Origin of the sequence: Plantactinospora sp. BB1 (assembly GCF_003030385.1) — a bacterium.
GTDB lineage: Bacteria > Actinomycetota > Actinomycetes > Mycobacteriales > Micromonosporaceae > Plantactinospora.
In genome coordinates this window covers 4,999,422-5,016,615 of sequence record NZ_CP028159.1, presented here as the reverse complement: position 1 = coordinate 5,016,615, position 17,194 = coordinate 4,999,422, and the positions used below count along the sequence as shown (strand labels likewise).

15 protein-coding genes are annotated in these 17,194 nt (G+C 70.1%); all 15 read left to right on the top strand.

Translation table 11 applies throughout. The annotated features are described in order from the left end of the window. Positions 1-163 precede the first annotated feature (163 nt). Entirely contained in the window at positions 164-961 is a 798-nt protein-coding gene (locus C6W10_RS21795) for a shikimate dehydrogenase (RefSeq protein WP_199853721.1), read from the top strand. A gap of 336 nt (positions 962-1,297) precedes the next feature. Continuing rightward, a complete protein-coding gene (locus C6W10_RS21790; RefSeq protein ID WP_159104707.1) occupies positions 1,298-2,509 on the top strand; it encodes a radical SAM protein in 1,212 nt (403 codons plus the stop codon). Beyond that, positions 2,493-3,569 (top strand): arginase family protein, encoded by a 1,077-nt coding sequence (locus C6W10_RS21785; RefSeq protein WP_159104706.1) that lies wholly within the window; start codon positions 2,493-2,495, stop codon positions 3,567-3,569. Before C6W10_RS21790 ends, C6W10_RS21785 begins: the two co-directional genes overlap by 17 nt. Before the next feature lie 5 nt (positions 3,570-3,574). After that, entirely contained in the window at positions 3,575-4,624 is a 1,050-nt protein-coding gene (locus C6W10_RS21780; RefSeq protein ID WP_159104705.1) for a hypothetical protein, read from the top strand. After that, the gene (locus tag C6W10_RS21775) at positions 4,621-5,523 is read left to right on the top strand and encodes a phosphotransferase family protein (RefSeq protein WP_107260043.1); all 903 of its coding nucleotides are present in this window, start codon (positions 4,621-4,623) and stop codon (positions 5,521-5,523) included. Before C6W10_RS21780 ends, C6W10_RS21775 begins: the two co-directional genes overlap by 4 nt. Then, positions 5,520-6,773, top strand: a complete 1,254-nt coding sequence (locus tag C6W10_RS39505; protein WP_107260041.1) for an ATP-grasp domain-containing protein — start codon at positions 5,520-5,522, stop codon at positions 6,771-6,773. The genes C6W10_RS21775 and C6W10_RS39505 overlap by 4 nt, the downstream gene beginning before the upstream one ends. After that, the gene (locus tag C6W10_RS21765) at positions 6,766-8,004 is read left to right on the top strand and encodes a GNAT family N-acetyltransferase (RefSeq protein WP_107260039.1); all 1,239 of its coding nucleotides are present in this window, start codon (positions 6,766-6,768) and stop codon (positions 8,002-8,004) included. The genes C6W10_RS39505 and C6W10_RS21765 overlap by 8 nt, the downstream gene beginning before the upstream one ends. Next, complete coding sequence (locus tag C6W10_RS21760; RefSeq protein ID WP_107260037.1) at positions 7,994-8,701, top strand: HAD family hydrolase; 708 nt, start codon at positions 7,994-7,996, stop codon at positions 8,699-8,701. Before C6W10_RS21765 ends, C6W10_RS21760 begins: the two co-directional genes overlap by 11 nt. Positions 8,702-8,703: 2 nt before the next feature. After that, positions 8,704-9,834, top strand: a complete 1,131-nt coding sequence (locus C6W10_RS21755) for a GNAT family N-acetyltransferase (RefSeq protein WP_159104704.1) — start codon at positions 8,704-8,706, stop codon at positions 9,832-9,834. Positions 9,835-9,841: 7 nt separating this feature from the next. After that, positions 9,842-11,077, top strand: a complete 1,236-nt coding sequence (locus tag C6W10_RS21750; protein ID WP_107260033.1) for an MFS transporter — start codon at positions 9,842-9,844, stop codon at positions 11,075-11,077. A 420-nt stretch (positions 11,078-11,497) separates the two neighbouring features. Beyond that, positions 11,498-12,682 (top strand): aminotransferase class I/II-fold pyridoxal phosphate-dependent enzyme, encoded by a 1,185-nt coding sequence (locus tag C6W10_RS21745; protein WP_107260031.1) that lies wholly within the window; start codon positions 11,498-11,500, stop codon positions 12,680-12,682. A 25-nt stretch (positions 12,683-12,707) separates the two neighbouring features. After that, positions 12,708-13,445, top strand: coding sequence for an HAD-IA family hydrolase (locus C6W10_RS21740; RefSeq protein ID WP_107260029.1), 738 nt, complete (start codon positions 12,708-12,710; stop codon positions 13,443-13,445). A gap of 43 nt (positions 13,446-13,488) precedes the next feature. Then, entirely contained in the window at positions 13,489-14,913 is a 1,425-nt protein-coding gene (locus C6W10_RS21735; protein WP_107260027.1) for a class I adenylate-forming enzyme family protein, read from the top strand. Beyond that, the gene (locus tag C6W10_RS21730; RefSeq protein ID WP_107260025.1) at positions 14,900-16,108 is read left to right on the top strand and encodes a cytochrome P450; all 1,209 of its coding nucleotides are present in this window, start codon (positions 14,900-14,902) and stop codon (positions 16,106-16,108) included. The genes C6W10_RS21735 and C6W10_RS21730 overlap by 14 nt, the downstream gene beginning before the upstream one ends. 295 nt (positions 16,109-16,403) lie before the next feature. Further along, on the top strand, positions 16,404-17,177 hold the full coding sequence (locus tag C6W10_RS21725) for a phytanoyl-CoA dioxygenase family protein (RefSeq protein WP_107260023.1): 774 nt from the start codon (positions 16,404-16,406) through the stop codon (positions 17,175-17,177). The last annotated feature ends 17 nt before the right edge of the window (positions 17,178-17,194 follow it).

Sequence of the window (17,194 nt, the reverse complement as noted above, 5' to 3'; positions counted from 1 at the left end):
AGGTTCCGGGTGATGCCGGAGGGCGGGCCGCCGTTCCGCCGCCCGCTCGGGCTGTGCCACCCGTACCCTGAGGATCTGTCGGATCTCCTCGCGGGTCCTGGTCGGGTCGCCGGGCCGAGTGCCTCCGGCGGCCGCAGCTGCCCACAGACAGGGGTGTGAGGCCGTGACCGTTCCTCCGATCTCCGGCACGACCCGGCTGTACGCGGTGTTGGGCGACCCGGTCACCCAGGTCAAGGCGCCCGGCCTGGTGAATCCGCTCTTCGCGGCGGAGGGGGTCGACGCGGTGCTGGTGCCGGTACACGTGCGGCCCGACCGGCTCGGCGAGGTCGTGGCCGGGCTGATGGCAATGACCAACGTGGACGGTCTGTTGGTGACCGTGCCGCACAAGGTTGCGGTGTGCCGGTATGCCGACCGGTTGGCCCCCGCCGCTCTCATCGCCGGGAGCGCCAACGCCCTGCGGCGGGAGCCCGACGGCGGATGGCTGGCGGACAACTTCGACGGGGTCGGATTTGTCCGTGGGCTGCGGGCGGCTGGGCACGATCCGGCCGGCCGCCGCGTCGCGCTGGTCGGTGCGGGCGGTGCCGGCGGCGCGATCGCGGCGGCGCTGGCCGACGCGGGCGTGGCCCAACTGCGAATCTCCGACACCGACCATGTCCGACGCGACGATCTGGTGTCGCGGTCGAACCGGCGTCGTCCGGGATTGGCGGTCGGCGTGGACGAGCACTCCGGCAGCGACGTGCACCTCGCCGTCAACGCGACGCCGCTGGGCCTGCGCGACGGCGACCCGCTGCCGTTCAGTCCCGGATCGCTGCCCCGGGACTGCGTCGTGGCGGACATCATCATGGTTCCCGCGCAGACCCGGCTCCTGCGCGAGGCCGAGGCCGCCGGTCGGCCCGTCCACCCGGGCATCCACATGCTCCGCTTCCAGCTCGACTCGTACCGCGCGTTCTTCGGCTTCTAGTGGCCCAGCCGGCCTGAGCCGGCGGGCACCGGGGGAGCCCTAGACGGTCGGGCCACTGGCGTCACGTGAAGAGGTGACGTGTGGTGGCCGGGTGGTCGGACACACACTGATTCCGATTCGTCGTCGCGATTTGCCCGACGGGAGCAGGTGTGCCGTGCCTGCCGGTTGTTGGTGTCTAGTGGGGGGCCAGCATTGACTTCGGCTTTCATCGTTCAACTGCCCTTTCCGTCGACGCGGGCACCGGATCCGCGCCTGTCCGCGTATTACCGGGACTATGACCGCCTGTTCAGACTGACGTTCCCGGATTACTTCATCCCGGGTGACGGACTGTGGGAGATGCCGCTGTGGGTCGCCCACCTGACCGCCCTGATCCGGGTGGCCGGGCTCGACTCGGCGTTCTGCGACCTGTCTCGACGACCGGCCGACGCCCAGGAGTGCGCCGACCATGTCCAGGAGGCGAGCGACCCCGGTGACCTGATCCTGATGTCACCGCTGGCGCAGAACATGGGGCTCGCGTTGGAGACCGCTGCGCTGCTCAGGACGGCCGGCCGACGTGTCGTCATCGGTGGCAACATGGCGCCGCTCGTGCCGGCCGGCGCGGTGGACCTGGTACATCGTGGTCAGCTCGACCCGACCCTGGTCGGCAAGTTGGTCCGGCTGGCCACCTCCGGCGGTGGCGAGATCGTCAACCCGCCGGGCCGGGGTCGCTCCGCCAACCTGATCGACTGGGCGCCTGACTACCGGCACCTGGACGGCTACCGGGGGCGGGTTCCGCTACTGCGGCTGAATGCCAGCCACGGGTGCCTCTACAGCTGCTCGTTCTGCGGTGACGCCTGGACGAACCAGCTCGTACTCGTCGACCGCGCCGCGCTGGCCGCCGAGGTGGACGAACTCACGAAACGGTTTCCGGACACCAGGCTGGTCTACATCGGGGACAAAACGTTCGGCCAGTCCAAAGAGGCCACCCGCAACCTGGTCGAGGTGTTCCGGGACCGGCCGGGCTTCCAGTTCGTCGTGCAGACGCACGTCATGCAGGTCCGGCCGTGGGTGATCGACGCGATGCGGGAGCTGGGCGTGGTGGCCGTGGAGCTCGGCTTCGAGTCCGGCGACTCGCAACTGCTCGCGCGGCTCAACAAGCTCTCCCGGGGTCTCGACGACTATGCCGAGAAGATTCGCATGCTCGACGACGCCGGCATGAAGATCGTGCTCAACGTACTGGGTGGGTTGGACGAGGAGACCGAGGTGTCCCACCGGGAGACCGTGGAATGGTTGTGGGACAACCGCTCCATGCTCTGGTTGTTCAACCTGTACAACTTCGTCCCCTACCCGCTCGTGCCGGACTTCCCCCGGCTGCGGGACCGGATATTCGACTGGGATTTCGCCAACTGGCGCGAAGACTGCCCACCGGTGTACCGGCCACAGAACCTCACCCCAGAGCGGAGCTGGGAATTGTTCACCGAAAAGGTCGACGTCGCACACCGAATCGTGCGGGAGGGCATCGAGATGGCCTTCCGGGGAGCGGAGCAGGGCTGTGGATCACCTGCCTGACTTCGCGGAGCTTGCCGCCCGGGCCACACCTGCGGACTTCCGCGACGACCCGCTGCCGGGCTGGGCCGGTCTCGGCACACTCTTCGGCGCGCCCGCCGCCCGGCTGGACGAGCTGGGTCAGGTCGACGGCTGGGCGGTAGCCGCGGTCCCGTTCGACGGTACGGCGAGTTCCCGGCCCGGTGCTGCCGAGGGACCCCGCGCACTCCGGACCGCCAGCGTGGTCTTCGCGAACTCCCTTGCCAGCCTCGGCACCTGGGAGATGCTCGACACCCGGACCGGAGAGGCGTTCCGGTACGTCGCGCCGCAGGTGGTCGACGTCGGCGACCTGCACGTCTATCCCACCGACACCCTCCGGACCTACCAGGCGGTGGCGGCGGAGAGCCGGTCGCTGTGCGCGCGGGCCGGACGGGTGATCTTCCTCAACGGCGACCACTCCGCCACGTTCGCGACCTTCAGCGGCTTCCGCGCCGCCCAACTGGACCGCGCGGCCGGCCGACGGATCGGCTTCGTCAACATCGACCACCACTTCGACTTCGGCAGGTGGAGCGCCCTGCACGGCGCGCTGTACCACGGATCGAACTCGCGTCGGATCAGCGAACTGCCCGGGATGCGGCCCGAGGACATCGCCTTCGTCGGCGTCGGCGACACGACCCGGTTCGACCAGTTCCGGTCACTGGTCGAGCAGGGCTTCCAGGTCGTCCCGGCGGCGCGGATCATGCGTATCGGCGCCGACGCGGCACTTCGTCCCGTGGTCGAGCGGCTGGCCGCCGTGTGTGACGCCGTCTACGTGTCGCTCGACATCGATGTGCTGGACACCGCCGCGGTCACCGGGACCGGACACGTGACGATGGGCGGCCTCCAGGTGGCGCACCTGCTCGACGTCTACGAGGTCTTGCGCGAGCTACCGATCGGTGCGCTGGACGTGGCCGAGATCGCGCCACGGTACGACCCGACCGGCGCGACGGCGCAGGTCGTCGCCCGGCTGCTCTTCGAATTCCTCTTCCGCACCGGCCGCCACGATCCCGGCCTGCCCCATTGGCGATTCGACGAAGGAGGGTGACGATCGTGCGATTCGCATCGACCGACCAGTACCTGGACTGCGCGGAGCTGGTCCACGGAGAGGACACCGAGGCAGCCGCGCGAGCCCTGGCCGAACGCGCGGTGCCGCTGGTCCAGCGTGCCGGTTCCGTCGTGTTCCGCCTCGGTCGGCTACGGCTCGGCATCGAGGACAGCCGTGCGCTGAGCAGGGCGATCTGCGAGGCGCTGCGCCGGGCGCTCGTCGCCGGTGGAGCGCCCGCCTCGATGCGGCTGGAGCACGATCGTGCGCAGTCCACGCACGTTCCGAGCGGATATCCGACCCGTACGCTGCTGCCGCACCACGACGGCCAGCACTGTTCGTACCTCACCCCGAGTACCCGGGACGACCCGAGCTGGCTGCCGGAGTGGCGCGAGTTCGGCCGGTCCGGATACACCACCACCCCGGCACACAAGATGTACCAGGGGGTGTTCATCGCGGACCCGGGCGAGGCGTTGAGCGTGACGACGTACTACGACTGGCTGGACCTGCTGACAACCGTGTACGCCGAGCGCCACCGCGTCCCGGCCGCCGAGGTACCCCTCCGCACGGTGGCCGAGTGGTTGGGCCGGAACCTGCGCGCGGCCCTGGACCGGCAGGCCAAGCATGGCAGCCCGTACCCGACGATCGGGGCGATGCTCGGCGTGGAGGAGCCGATGTGGCACGGCCTCTCCTTCCACCACGCCGAGGCCGAACTCTCCGGCGAGGATCGGGAGCGCTACCCGATGTCGGGTCCGTTGGCCAAAGCCTGTCCGTGTGGCGACTGCGTCGGGGACACCGCGCGACTCTTCTGCCACCAGACACTGCTGGCGACCGGACGCGACTGGCGGCAGTTTCGCGCGCGCTGGGAGGTCTGTGCGCCGAGCGAGCGGTTCGACCTGCTCTTCGGGCACAACCTGACCATGCTGCACGGCGGGTTGGCCGGCGGCGGGCACCGGGTGATCGAGCCGATGTGCCTGGTGGTCGACGAGCCGTCGGGTCCCGAGTACGAGGACTGGCTCGCGGCGTCCTGGCGGCGTCGGCTGCCGGTCGGCGAATGATGAGGACCACCGATCCGCCGGCCCGGATCGAGGAGTTCGCCGCCAGCGGCGGGTACACGGACCTGCGGCCGCTGGGCCAAGGGCTGGAGTTCCTGGCCTTCGGTGCCACGGCGGCGGACGGCTCGCCGGTCGTGCTGCGGACAGCGGTCGGTGCCCGAATCCAGTCCAACGCCAATGACCCGTACGTCGACACCCGGCAACTGCTGCGTTGGGAGCAGAGCGTCACGGTCCATCTCACCCGGCTGGGTTTCCCCGTCGCCGCCCCGCGCGAGCTGGTCCTCGGCGAGGTCGACGTGCTGATCAGCGAGTACCTCCCGGACGACGGTCGCGGGGCCGACCAGCAGCAGCTCGGCGCCCTGCTACGGCGCCTGCACGACCTTCCGCCGCCGCTGGCCGAACCGGTGGCGGCGGAGGGAACCACCCCGGCCGAGCTGCTGCCTCGGCGGATCGTCCGCCGCTGGCGGGAGCTGGCCGCCCTGGTGCCGGACCTGCCCACCGCGCCGGACGCCGAGCGCCTGGCCGCCGAGCTGGCCCGCCCCCGTCCCGGCGGTCTGGTCCACCTCGACGTCCGGGCGGCCAACCTGCGCTGCACCGCCGGCCGGGTGCGGGGCCTGATCGACTGGTCGAACGCCATGGTCGCCGACCCCGTCCTGGAGCTGGCCCGGCTGGCGGAGTTCGCCCGGCTGCCCGGCAACGGGCTCGATCTCGGCGCGGTCCTGGCCGGCTACGGGTGTTCCGGGCTGCCGGACTCGCCCACCACCTCGATCTACCGCCTCGACGCCGCGGTGATGCTCGCCGTGGTCTTCCGCTGCGAGGCACCCGATTCCCAGTTGGGCTCCCGGGCGGTCGACCGCCTTCGCGAGGTGCGGGCCCAGCTCGACCGGGAGCTGAGCCGATGAGGCACGTACTGCTGGTCGGCGGCGGCAGCCCGCTTCCGCAGCGGATCCGTTCCCTGCGCGACCCGGTGCGGACCTCGGTCATGGTGCGTAACCGCAACTTCGGCGATGTCCCGGAACCCGGCGAGAACGTCCGGGTCCTCGGCATGCGGGACGAGGCTCCGGCCGAGGAGTGGGTACGGACCGCGGCGGCGATCCACGAGTGCGACCCGTTCGACGGGATCGGCGCCTTCGCCGAGGGCGACCAGGACAAGGCGGCGGCGATCGCCGCGAAGCTCGGGCTGCGCTTTCACGCCGTGCGCACCGTCGAGTCGGTGTACGACAAGCTCCGGATGCGCGAGCGGCTGGCCGCCGCCGGAGTCGAGACGGTCCCGGCCGTCGCCGTGGAGTCCGCCGACGACGTGCGCGCGTTCGCCCGCCAGGTCGGCTACCCCGTGATCGTCAAACCGCGGACCGGTACCGGAAGCGCCGGTGTGGTGGCCGTCCGGGCCGAGCCGGACGTCGCCGAGGCCGTCGACTGGGCGGTCGGCACCGGCGTCCACGGAAACCGCCTGGTCATGGCGGAGCCGCTGCTCACCGGCCGGGAACTGACGGTGGAGGCGTTCTCCGAGGACGGCGTGCACCGACTGGTGGGCACGACACAGAAGTCTCGGAGCCCCCGGCACTACGTCGACGTCGGCCACTGGATGCCGGCGACCCTGCGCACCGACGAGACCGACCTCGTCTGGTCGCACGTCGCCCGGATGCTGGACGCGCTGGAGATCGGGTACGGGCCGACGCACACCGAGTTGATCCTGACCGGGGCCGGACCGCGCGTGGTGGAGACACACATCCGCTGCGCGGGCGACCACCTGCCGCTGCTGGCGCAGGACGTCCGGGGAGTCGACCTGTACGAGCTCACCGCCCGGCAGGTGGCTGGCGAGCGGGTACTTCCGGTCCTGGACCAGCAGCTCGCGAACCCGGCGACCGGCGGTGCCGCGGTCTGGTACGCGGCCCCGGCCGCGCGGGGAGTGCTGGTCTCGGTCGACAACCTGGCGGAGGCGCAGGCGCTGGAGGGGGTCCGGGCCATCGAGGTGCTGGTGCCGCAGGGCAGCGACTTCGACGGCATCCGGGTGTCGGACTCGTTCGGGCGGGTGGTGGGCTGCCGGGCCGTGGGCCCGGACGGGGAGCGGGCCGCACAGTACGCGCGCGAGGCGTTGGCGGCACTGGTCTTCGCGGTGCGCTGTACGGTGACGGACAACGACTTTGACTGACCGGATCGCGACCTCGCTGGCGGACATCGAAGCCGCTGTCTGGGACCGTGCCGGGTGCAGCTCCTCGGTCTACCTCACCCACGCCTGGCTCTGCTCGGTCGAGGGACGGATCTCGCCGACGCAGTTCTACCTGCTCTCCGGCCCTGACTCGCGACCCAGCGGGCGGCTCAGCTGTTACCTGCTCCCCGAGCCGGCCGGGAACTACGCGACCTTCGATCCGGTCGAGACGCTGCTCGTCGCGGACTCGCGCGCCCGGGTGACCGGGTACGGCGCCGAGGGGGACGCCGACGCCTACGACGCCGCGCTCGCCGAGGTGGCCCGGAATCGCGCCACGCTGTATCCGGCGCTGGTCTGCGCGGTGCCGAACGGCTACCTGGCCGGGATCGACCGGGCGCGCACCGGCGGCCCCGACCCGGACCGAGCCGACCCGGACCGAGCCGACCCGGACGGAGCCGTGCTGACGCACCTGCTCGACCGCTTCGAGGCACTGGCCCGCTCGGTGGGGGCACGTACGGCCGCCGTGCTCTACGTGCCGGACGGCGACCTCGCCCTGGCCCGGCAGTTGCGGGTTCGCGGCTACGCGGAGGCCGTGGCCGGCGCGAACAGCGTGCTGGAGGTACCCGCCGGCACCTTCGAGGACTACCTGGGCGGCCTGCGCGGCATCAGGGCCAGGAAGGAGGTCGAGCGTTTCCGGGGGTACGGCCTCACCGTCGAGATCTGCGACAGTTCAGTCCTCGACGAGCGCCTTGCCGAGCTTCAGCTCCAGCACTACCGGCAGTACGGGTTGCGGGGATCGCTGGACCACGTGCTGCGTTCCTTCCGGGAAACCCGACGCCATCTCGGGGACCTGCTGCGGGTCATCCGGGTCCACCGGAGGGAGACGATCGTCGGCTTCCACTCCGGTTTCCGGTACGGACGCGGCCTCTTCAGCCGGTACGGGGCCTTCGACAGGAACCTGCTCGGCCGGGAGACCTTCGCGCACTTCAACCTCCAGTACTACGAGATGGTTCGGCTGGCGCAGGCGGAAGGGGTGCGAGAAATCCACTATGGACTGGGCAGCTACCCGACCAAGGTGCGCCGGGGTTGCCGGCTCGACGTGTTGCGCACCTTCGTCCGACCGATGGCCGCCGGGCCGGCGACATCCGCATTCGCCACCTGCTGGCGCCTGCTCGGCCGGGCGAACGAACGCGAGATCGCCGCGGTGACGGGAGGGGTGCAGCATGACGCGTGACGCCGAGGCGTTTCTTTTCGACGGCGCCGGTACCCTCTTCGACTGCCACCCGACGCTCGCCGAGTACATCGCGCAGACCAGCCGGAGCTTCGGGTTCACCGTCGAGCCGGCCGACGCCGGGCAGGCGCTGGCCACGGTCGGCGGCGCGTACGGCTGGCCGGACGACACCGATGACGTCGCGGCGCGGAAGGCCGGATGGCTGGCCTTCTTCGACCGGGTACTGCTGACCTGCGGTGCCCGGCACCACCGGGCCGAGCATGCCGAGGTGGTGGCGAACTTCGTGCTCGACCCGGGCAGCTACCTGCGCTACGACGATGCCCTGCCCATCCTGCGCGCGGTGCGGGACGGTGGGCTCAAGCTCGGGCTGGTCTCCAACTTCGACAGATGGCTGCGGGACGTGTTGCGGAAGCTGGACCTGCTGGACTACTTCGACGTCGTCACGATCTCGGCCGAGGTCGGCGTGGCGAAGCCGGATCCGCGCATCTTCCGGGCGGCGCTGGGCCAGCTCGGCGTACCCGCCGGGCGTTCGGTCTTCGTCGGCGACTCGCTCCTCGCCGACGTGGCCGGCGCGCAGGCCGCCGGCATGATCCCGGTGTTGCTCGACCGCGACGGCACCCACCCGGACCATCCGGGGTGGCGGGTGCGGTCCCTCGACGAGCTGCACCGGTGCATTCCGGCCGGTCCGGGCAGGGGGTGACGGTGACCGATCCACCCCGGGTGACCGTGGCCGGGTCGCTCTCGGAGGTCGAGCCGGCCCGGTGGGCGAGCCTGGCCACGGGCTGGCCGGTCGAGCTGTCGCACGCCTGGCTCAGGGCGGAGGAGGGCCGGACCGCCGCCGCGCAGTGGTACCTGCTCGCGTGGCGCCCCGACGGCCGGTTGCTCGGAGCCCTTGCCGCCTACCTGTTCGACGGCCCCATCACGCACACCGCCTATCCGGTGCAGAGCGTACTGCGCGGCACCTCGCAGGATCTCGACCCGGCGCTGCATCCCAGCCTGGTCTGCGTGGCACCCGGGTCCTACCGTCCAGGACTGCTCTCCGACCGGACGCTGGACGCGGAGTCGACCACGCGGGTCCGGGAGGCGCTCCTCACGGCGTTCGAGGAGCACGCGCGCGGCCTCGGCTGCGCCGCGATCTCGGTCATGCACGTCTCCGGCGGAGACACCGGACTGGCCGGGTTGCTGGCCGGACGCGGGTACGCGAAGGCTCTGGTGAGCGCCGACGCCGTGCTCCGGGTGCCGGCCGGCTCGTTCCCCGACTACCTGGCAACGCTGCCCCCGGACCGGCGCCGCAAGGTACGTCGGGAGCGGCGGACGTTCCTGGACAGCGGCGTCACGGTCCACGCCGGGGGCGCCGAGCTGCTCACCGAGAGCCTGGCACCACTGCTGGTGGATCACTACCGACGGTACGGCCACCCGGCGGACGAGCGTGGTGTGCTCGACCGGTTCCACCGCGTCCGGCGACAGGGCGAGCTACGGGTCTTCCTCGCCCGTGCGGGCGACGAGATCGCCGGCTTCTCCGCGTTCTTCACCGACGGCGCGGACCGTCTCGTGGGCCGGCTGTACGCCGCGCGGTCGGCCGGCGCGTTCGAGTACTTCAACCTGGTCTACTACGAGCCGATCACGGCGGCCGCCCGAGACGGGATCCGGGCGATCCACTACGGCTCGGAGTCGTTCGACGCGAAGGTGTTCCGCGGCTGCACCCTTCGCCCGCTGTACGGACACTTCGGGTCGGTCGCCGGTGACGCCGGGACGCTGTCCCGGATGGCGTACGAGCGTTGCGTGGCGGAACGGACGAGGTTGCGCGACTTCGTGCCGCACCTGGCGGAGTGATCGTCGGATGGCGTCGTCGGCGGGTGGGGTCTACGCCGCCCTGGCGGAGCGGCGGTTCCGGTCGTACTGGATCAGCCAACTGCCGTCGCTGCTGGGTGACGCCCTCGTCCCGGTGACGCTGAGTTTCGCGGTGCTCGGCGGGGGCGGCTCGGCGGCCGATCTCGGCCTGCTGCTCGCCGCACAGTTGCTCCCGCAGATCCTGCTGCTGGGCCCCGGTGGGGTACTGGCCGACCGCGTGTCGCGGGTTCGGCTGATGGTCGCCGCCGACGTGCTGCGCGGTCTTGCCCAACTGACCACCGCTGCCCTGCTGCTCACCAACCAGACGTGGCTTTCGATGCTCCTCCCGCAACTGCTGCTCGGCGCGGCGGCGGCGGTGTTCCGGCCGGCCGCATACGGGTTGATTCCTTCGCTGGTCTCGAAGCCCCGGCTGCACAGCGCCAACGCCCTGGTCACCGCGTCGACCACGGTCACGGCGATGGTCGGCCCACTGATCGCCGCGCTGCTGCTGGCCGTGATGCCGGCCGGCCTTGTCGTCGCCGTGGACGGCCTCAGCTATCTGGTCAGCGCGCTCGCGCTGGTGGTGTTCCGGCTCGGCGGCAGGGCACCGGACCGGTCCGGGCACCAGAGCTTTCTGCGCGACGCCCGGGCCGGCCTCACCGAGATCCGGACGCGTCCCTGGATCTGGATCGGCCTGATCTGCACCGCCGTCTCCCTGACGCTGGTCACCTCGCCGTTTCTGGTCCTCGGACCGCTGGTGGCCGAGAGGTCCTTCGGCGGGGCGTCGACCTGGGCGGTCTGGCTCGTCGCCTTCAGCATCGGCGAGTTGGTTGGCAGTTATCTCGCGGCACGGGTCAGACCGGAACGTCCGGCCCTGTGGGCGTCGGCCGCGCTGATCCTGTTGGCGATCCCACCACTGCTCCTGGCCCTACCCGCGTCCGCACCTGCGATCACCGCGGCGGAGGCCGGCGCCGGCCTGGCCATCGGCTGGCACGCCGTGCTCTGGTCCACCGCCATACAGTCCGACGTGCCCGACGAGGCGATGTCCAAGGTGGGCGCGATGGTGACCTTCGGCTCGTTCGCCCTGCAACCGGTCGGCTTGGCGGTCACCGGCCCGTTCTCCGAAGCCGTGGGTGTCGAAACGGTCTTCTGGATCGCCAGCGTCAGCGCACTCCTCTCGACCGGTGTCCTCGTCGCCTCACGGTCGATCCGACGCTTCGTGGTCGTGCCGGCGTCGTCGGCCTGACACGTCCGCGAAACCGGTTCCGGACCACCGGGAAGCGTGCGGAACTGTCGCCGCCACGCGACGGGGAGCAACTGCGGAAACTCCGCCGGGAAGCGTGCGGAACTGTCGCTGCGGTGCGACGGGAGCAACTGCGGAATTTCCGCACCCGTGACCGCCGCACACCGGAGGCGTACGAGAGCGGGGTCTCGCGCTCGTCCTTCGACCCGTTCGCAACCGAGGAACGGCACAGCGGGTGCAGGGCTTCCGATTATGTCATGGTCGGCTCCGTTCGTCGGCGCTTTGCCGGGGGCCGATCCGGTCAGCGAATACGGGGCCGCGACGGCCTTGCTGGTATCAGTCGGGTGCTCCTAAGCTGGCTGAAACGATCCGCCCGTAGCCTCGCCGGACCTGCGTTTGTGTCGGCGCCGGGCAGTACAGCGAATGGACGTGGTTGCCATTTCTCGTCAAAGCCTCGATCTGCCGCGCTGGCCACAGTTCGACGATAGGGAAAAAGCGGCCCTGCTCCGCGCACTCGAGCAGAGCGGATGGTGGCGCTTTGACGGGCACGAGGTCTCGGAGTTCGAAAAGGAGTTCGCCGGCTACCACGGCGCGCGTAAGGCACTGGCGGTGACCAGCGGCACCCATGCGTTGGAACTCGCGCTCCAGGTCGTCGGTGTGGGGCCCGGAACGGAGGTCATCGTGCCGGCGTTCACCTTCATCTCGTCCTCCCAGGCGGCACAGCGACTCGGCGCGGTGGCCGTGCCCGTCGACGTCGACCCCGTCACCTACTGCATGGACGTGCCGGCGGCGGAGGCCGCGATAACCGAGAGGACCCGCGCGATCATGCCGGTGCACATGGCCGGCCTGCTCGCCGGCATCGACGCGCTCGGCAAGCTGTCCGACGATTCCGGGGTTCCCCTGGTGCACGACGCGGCGCACGCCCACGGTGCGCAGTGGCGCGGACTGCGGCTCGGCGAGCTGGCCTCCATCGCCACCTACAGCTTCCAGAACGGCAAGCTGATGACGGCGGGCGAGGGCGGCGCGGTGACCTTCTCCGACGCGCAGGAGTACGAGGCGGCCTTCTTGCGGCACAGCTGTGGGCGCCCGCGAGCCGACCGCGCATACCGGCACGAGGTGTCGGGGTCGAACTTCCGCATGAACGAGTTCTCGGCGAGCGTGCTGCGCGTGCAGCTTGCCAGGCTCGACGAGCAGATCGACATCCGCGAGCGGCGCTGGCCGGTGCTGGCGGACCTGCTTGCGCGAATTCCGGGCGTACTTCCGCAGGGATCGGACGAGGGGTGCACCCGCAACCCGCACTACATGGCGATGTTCCGGGTGCCGGGGATCACGGCGGAGCGGCGTCAGACACTGGTGGACGAGATGGTCGCCCGTGGGGTGCCGGCATTCGCGGCGTTCCGGGCGATCTATCGCACCAGCGCCTTCTGGGAGGCGGCGGCCCCCGCCGAGGATGTCGAGAGCATCGCTCGTCGATGCCCGAACGTCGAGGCGATCACGAACGACTGCATCTGGCTGCACCATCGCGCACTGCTCGGCACCGAAGAGCAGATGTCCGCCATCGCGGAGGTCGTTTCCGACGTGGTCGGAAACACCGTCGCCTCGTCGTAGCGGTGCGGGTAAGGGGGAGTTCGCAATGTCCGAGGAGACCGTTCCTTGCCATTCTTCGGCCGCTCGGCCAGGTGTCGTGAGCGGTACCGAACTGCGGGGCGTGGTCTTCGACCTCGACGGCGTACTCGTGAATTCCTTCGATGTGATGCGCCTCGCGTTCGAGCATGCGTTCCGAGAGGTGGTTGGCGACGGTGAGGCGCCCTTCGAGGCTTACCGGCAGCATCTCGGCGGATATTTTCCCGACATCATGCGACTGATGGGTCTCCCGCCGGAGTTGGAAGGCCCCTTCGTGCGCGAGAGCTATCGGCTGGCACACCAGATCAATCTGTACGACGGCGTCGGCGAGATGCTGGTTGAGTTGCGCGAGCGTGGCATCCGCTGCGCTGTCGCCACCGGAAAGAGTGGTCCCCGGGCCCGGTCACTTCTTGACGGGCTGGGCGTGTTGGAGATTTTCGACTGCGTCGTGGGGTCGGACGAGGTCGACCGGCCCAAACCCGCTCCCGACATCGTACGCCGGGCCCTGCACCTGATGGACGTCGACAGGGATGCCGCGGTGATGATCGGTGACGCGGTGTTCGACGTCATGAGTGCTCGCGCCGCGGGTGTCGGCGCCGTCGCCGCACTCTGGGGAGAGTGCGACCGCGAGGTGCTGCTGGCGGCAGGTCCGGACGCGAGCGTGGAGAACCCCGCGGAGTTCCTCGCCCTGCTGCGTGCCCGGGACGGCGCGGCCGGGTCGCCGCGACGAGACGACCGCGCGACATGAACGGCCGCCGGGGTCCGGTTACCACCTGGAAGGACGGTGCAGGATGGTCGTGACAATCGAACGGATCCTGGTCGACTGCCGAGAAGCCAGGCTTGTCGTCGGCGATGCCGCATGGTCGTCCGAGGAGCTTCTTCGCTCCGGTGGGCGACTCGCCGAGGAGATTTCCAGCCGCTTCGACGGGTTGCGGCTCCTGACGGTTTCCAGCGCGAACGCCGCCCTGCTCGTGGTCGCCGCAGTCGCGGCCGGTCGCCTGGGCGTGCCGGTACTCCTCCTCGACCCCGAGGCCACCAGCACCTCGACCGGGTACGCCGACGACGTCCTGATCAGCGACCACCGAACTCCCGACTGCGACCAGGCTGTCACGATCAGCCCGAGCCTTGCGTGTTGGCTGGCCGGGCGCACGAGCGGGAGGGTCTGCGCCCTGCCGGGGGACTCGATCCTCTTCCAGACCTCCGGCTCGACGGCCACGCCCCGGGCGGTGGTGAAGTCCGTCGCCGCCGTCGTCCGGGACAGTGCGCGGGTGGCCGACCATCTCTACGGCGAGATCTCCTCCGCCGAGGTTGTCTGCGCCGCCCCGGTGTTCCACTCCTACGGGTTCACGCACGGGCTGCTTGCCGGCCTGCTCGTCGAGGCGAGGACGGTGTTCCGGTCGCCGTCGTCACCGCCTCTCTCGCTGGCCAGGGCGGCGGCCCGGTCGGGGGCGAGCACGCTGATCGCGCTGCCGACCCAGGTGCAGATGATCGCCGGATCCCGACCGTCGGAATTTGCCGGACTGGAGCAGGTGGTCTCGGCCGGCGCGCCACTCCGCACGGAGACGGTACTGCGGGTCTGCGGCGACTTCGGCTTCCGTCTCCGCAACGCGTACGGGGCGTCTGAGGTCGGCACCTGTGCGATAGGGACCCTGACGGCGACGTCGGCGCCGGGCAGTGTCGGCGAGCCGCTGGACGGGGTCGACGTCCGGGTCGAGCCCGGAGACGGCGAACTCATGGTCAGAAACGACTCGTTCGCCGTCGGCTATCTCGCCGACGGGCTGCTCCGTCCGCTGCCGACCGAGGACGGTTGGTACCGCACCGGCGACCTCGCGCAACGGGACGCGGACGGCGTTCGGATCACCGGACGCCGGGACGACCTCATCAATATCGCCGGCCGCAAGACTCGCCGTTCCCGCCTGGAGGCCGTCCTCGCGGCCCATCCGGACGTGCTCGAGGTTCAGGTGATCGTCGCAGAGGACGAGGTGCGCGGCGCGGTGCCGGTAGCCAGAGTCGTCGTCAAGCCGGGGCATCCACGGCCCGACATCGTGGGGTGGAGTCGGAGCAGGCTCGACCCGTTCGAAGCGCCGCGCCAGGTCGAGTGGGTGGACCGGCTGCCACGGTCCGCAACGGGAAAGCTGATCTACGCGGCCAGCCCACCGAGGCCCAGCGTTGACGGCCGAATGAGTGCCTGGGAGGAAAAGCATGTCAAGCAGTGACCGGGAGGCATGCGTGTCGCCCGAGAGCGAGATCGTCGACCTGTACCAGATCAGGGACGAGTTCTACCGGGACCCGCATGCCGTGATCAAGTCCTTACAGGAATCCGGGCCGGTGCACCGGGTCCGACTACCGAACGATCTGGACGCCTGGCTGGTCGTCGGCGCCGACGTGATCCGTGAACTCCTCTCGGAGCCGACGTTCGTCAGTGGCCCGCGATTCCTCGGTGTCGCGCAGGAGGACACGGGCGGCAGTTCCACGCTCGGCATGCTCACCTGTGACGAGCCGCGTCACGGGCAGCTGCGCAGCCTGGTCGCCAGCACCTTCAAGCCCCGCGAGGTCGCCCGGCTCGAACCAGGCATCGAGGCGATCGCCAACGACCTCCTCGACCGGCTCCGCGAGGGCGAGGAGGTCGACCTGGTCGAGGCGTTCGCATACCGGCTGACCCTCGAAGTCATCATCGAGATCCTCGGTGTGTCGTCGGTCGACCGGGCCGCATTCCGCAGGTGGACGAACGAAACCGTGGTGGACGGCGACGACTCCGCGGCCATCCGTGCGGCTCGCAGGCACCTGGAAGACGTCCTGGCGCGGACACTGCGCGAGGGCGACGGCAGCACTCTGGTGGAACGTATCGCGAATGCCGGCGGTACCGCCGACGCGCCGCCGATCTCCTTCGACGAACTCGTCTCGATGACGTACCTGCTACTGATCGCCGGCCATGAGAGTGCCACCAACCTGATAGCGAACACCCTGGTGACGGTCCTCAACTCGGAGGAACTTGTCGACCAGATCCGCGCCGGGAGCCTGCCGTTCGAGGAGCTCGTCGAGGAGTCGCTGCGGTTCGACCCGCCTTTGATGATTTCGACGAGCCGCATCACCACCTGCCCGGTCTCTGCCGGTGGACGGACGATACCGGGAGGGGGTGAGCGGGTGTTCCTGGCGTGGGCCGCTGCGGAACGAGACCCTTCGGTGGTGCCGGACTCCGACACCTTCGATCCGCACCGTCGACGCACGCGTACGTTGGCTTTCGGCGGAGGTGGCCACTACTGCCTCGGCGCCAACCTGGCGCGCCTTGAGGCCACTGTCGCGCTGCGTACGCTCTTCCGGCGCTTTCCGTCGATGGAGTTGGTGAAGCCGCCACAACGCTGGCGTAGCACGGTGACGCGAGGGATAGAAAGCCTCTTCGTCCGGCTGTAGCGGCCTGGCCACAGGTCGGGGCGTCCGTAATGCCGCGGAGTCACCCGGTTGACTGCGGAATACCCGCAGTCGAACAGCGAAAGTGTTTCCGCGACGCCGTTGGCGCCGGGCGTCGCGTTCGCGGGCCGGGCCGGGCGATGTTCTCCGACAGCTACGAAACCGTTCGATGCTTGCCTTGTCCGGCGAGGGTCGAAAGGATGTTTTCCACAGGAGCTGCGGAAATGCGGCGCGGTCTCGGAATGGTGAGGCCGGGCATTGGTTGCTCCAGAGTCGAAGTTGATGGGTGGTGGAACGAATGACCTTGCGTGATGGCCTCACGAACGCGGAGATGGCCCGATTCTCCGAGGACGGCTTCCTTCTACTCGGGCGTTTCGTCGACGATGAACAGCTGGCGGTCCTGCGCGGCATCTACGACCAGATGCTGGCCCGGGATCTCGGTGACAGGCTCCTCGGCACCACCTCGGACGGGACGGCCGTATCCCTCGTGCAGGTGCCGAAGCCCGAAAAGCTGTTCCCGGAGCTGTGGCAGACGTCCTACTTCTCCCGGAGCCGCCGGCTCGCCTCGCAACTGCTGGAAACTCCGGAGGAGGAGCTGGAGGGGGTCAGCCACCTCATCCACAAGCAGGCGATGACCGGCCGCGACACGCCATGGCACCAGGACGACGCCTGCTGGCTCGCGCCGGAGTTCCAGACGTACGAGCCCCGCGCGGTGACGATCTGGATCGCCCTGGACGACGCGACCACGACGAGCGGCTGCATGAGCTTCATCCCCGGTTCGCACACGCGCACGGCGCGACACGTCTTCATCGACGACGAGTCGGCGTTCGTGATGGTCGCGGATCCGGCCACCGAGTCGGCCCTCCAGTGTCCGATGCGCGCCGGTGAGGCGAGCATCCACCATTGCAGGACCGTGCACTACGCCGGAGCCAACACCTCGGACCGACAACGCCGGGCGTGGGCGCTGGAGTTCTACGCCTCCCCGGTGCCGCGGTCGGAGCCGGACCCTCGGACCTGGCTGCCGGAGATGCGCGAACGCATGGCCCGCAGAGCTGACCTGCGGCTCATCTAGGCCGACTCGCCCTTGCC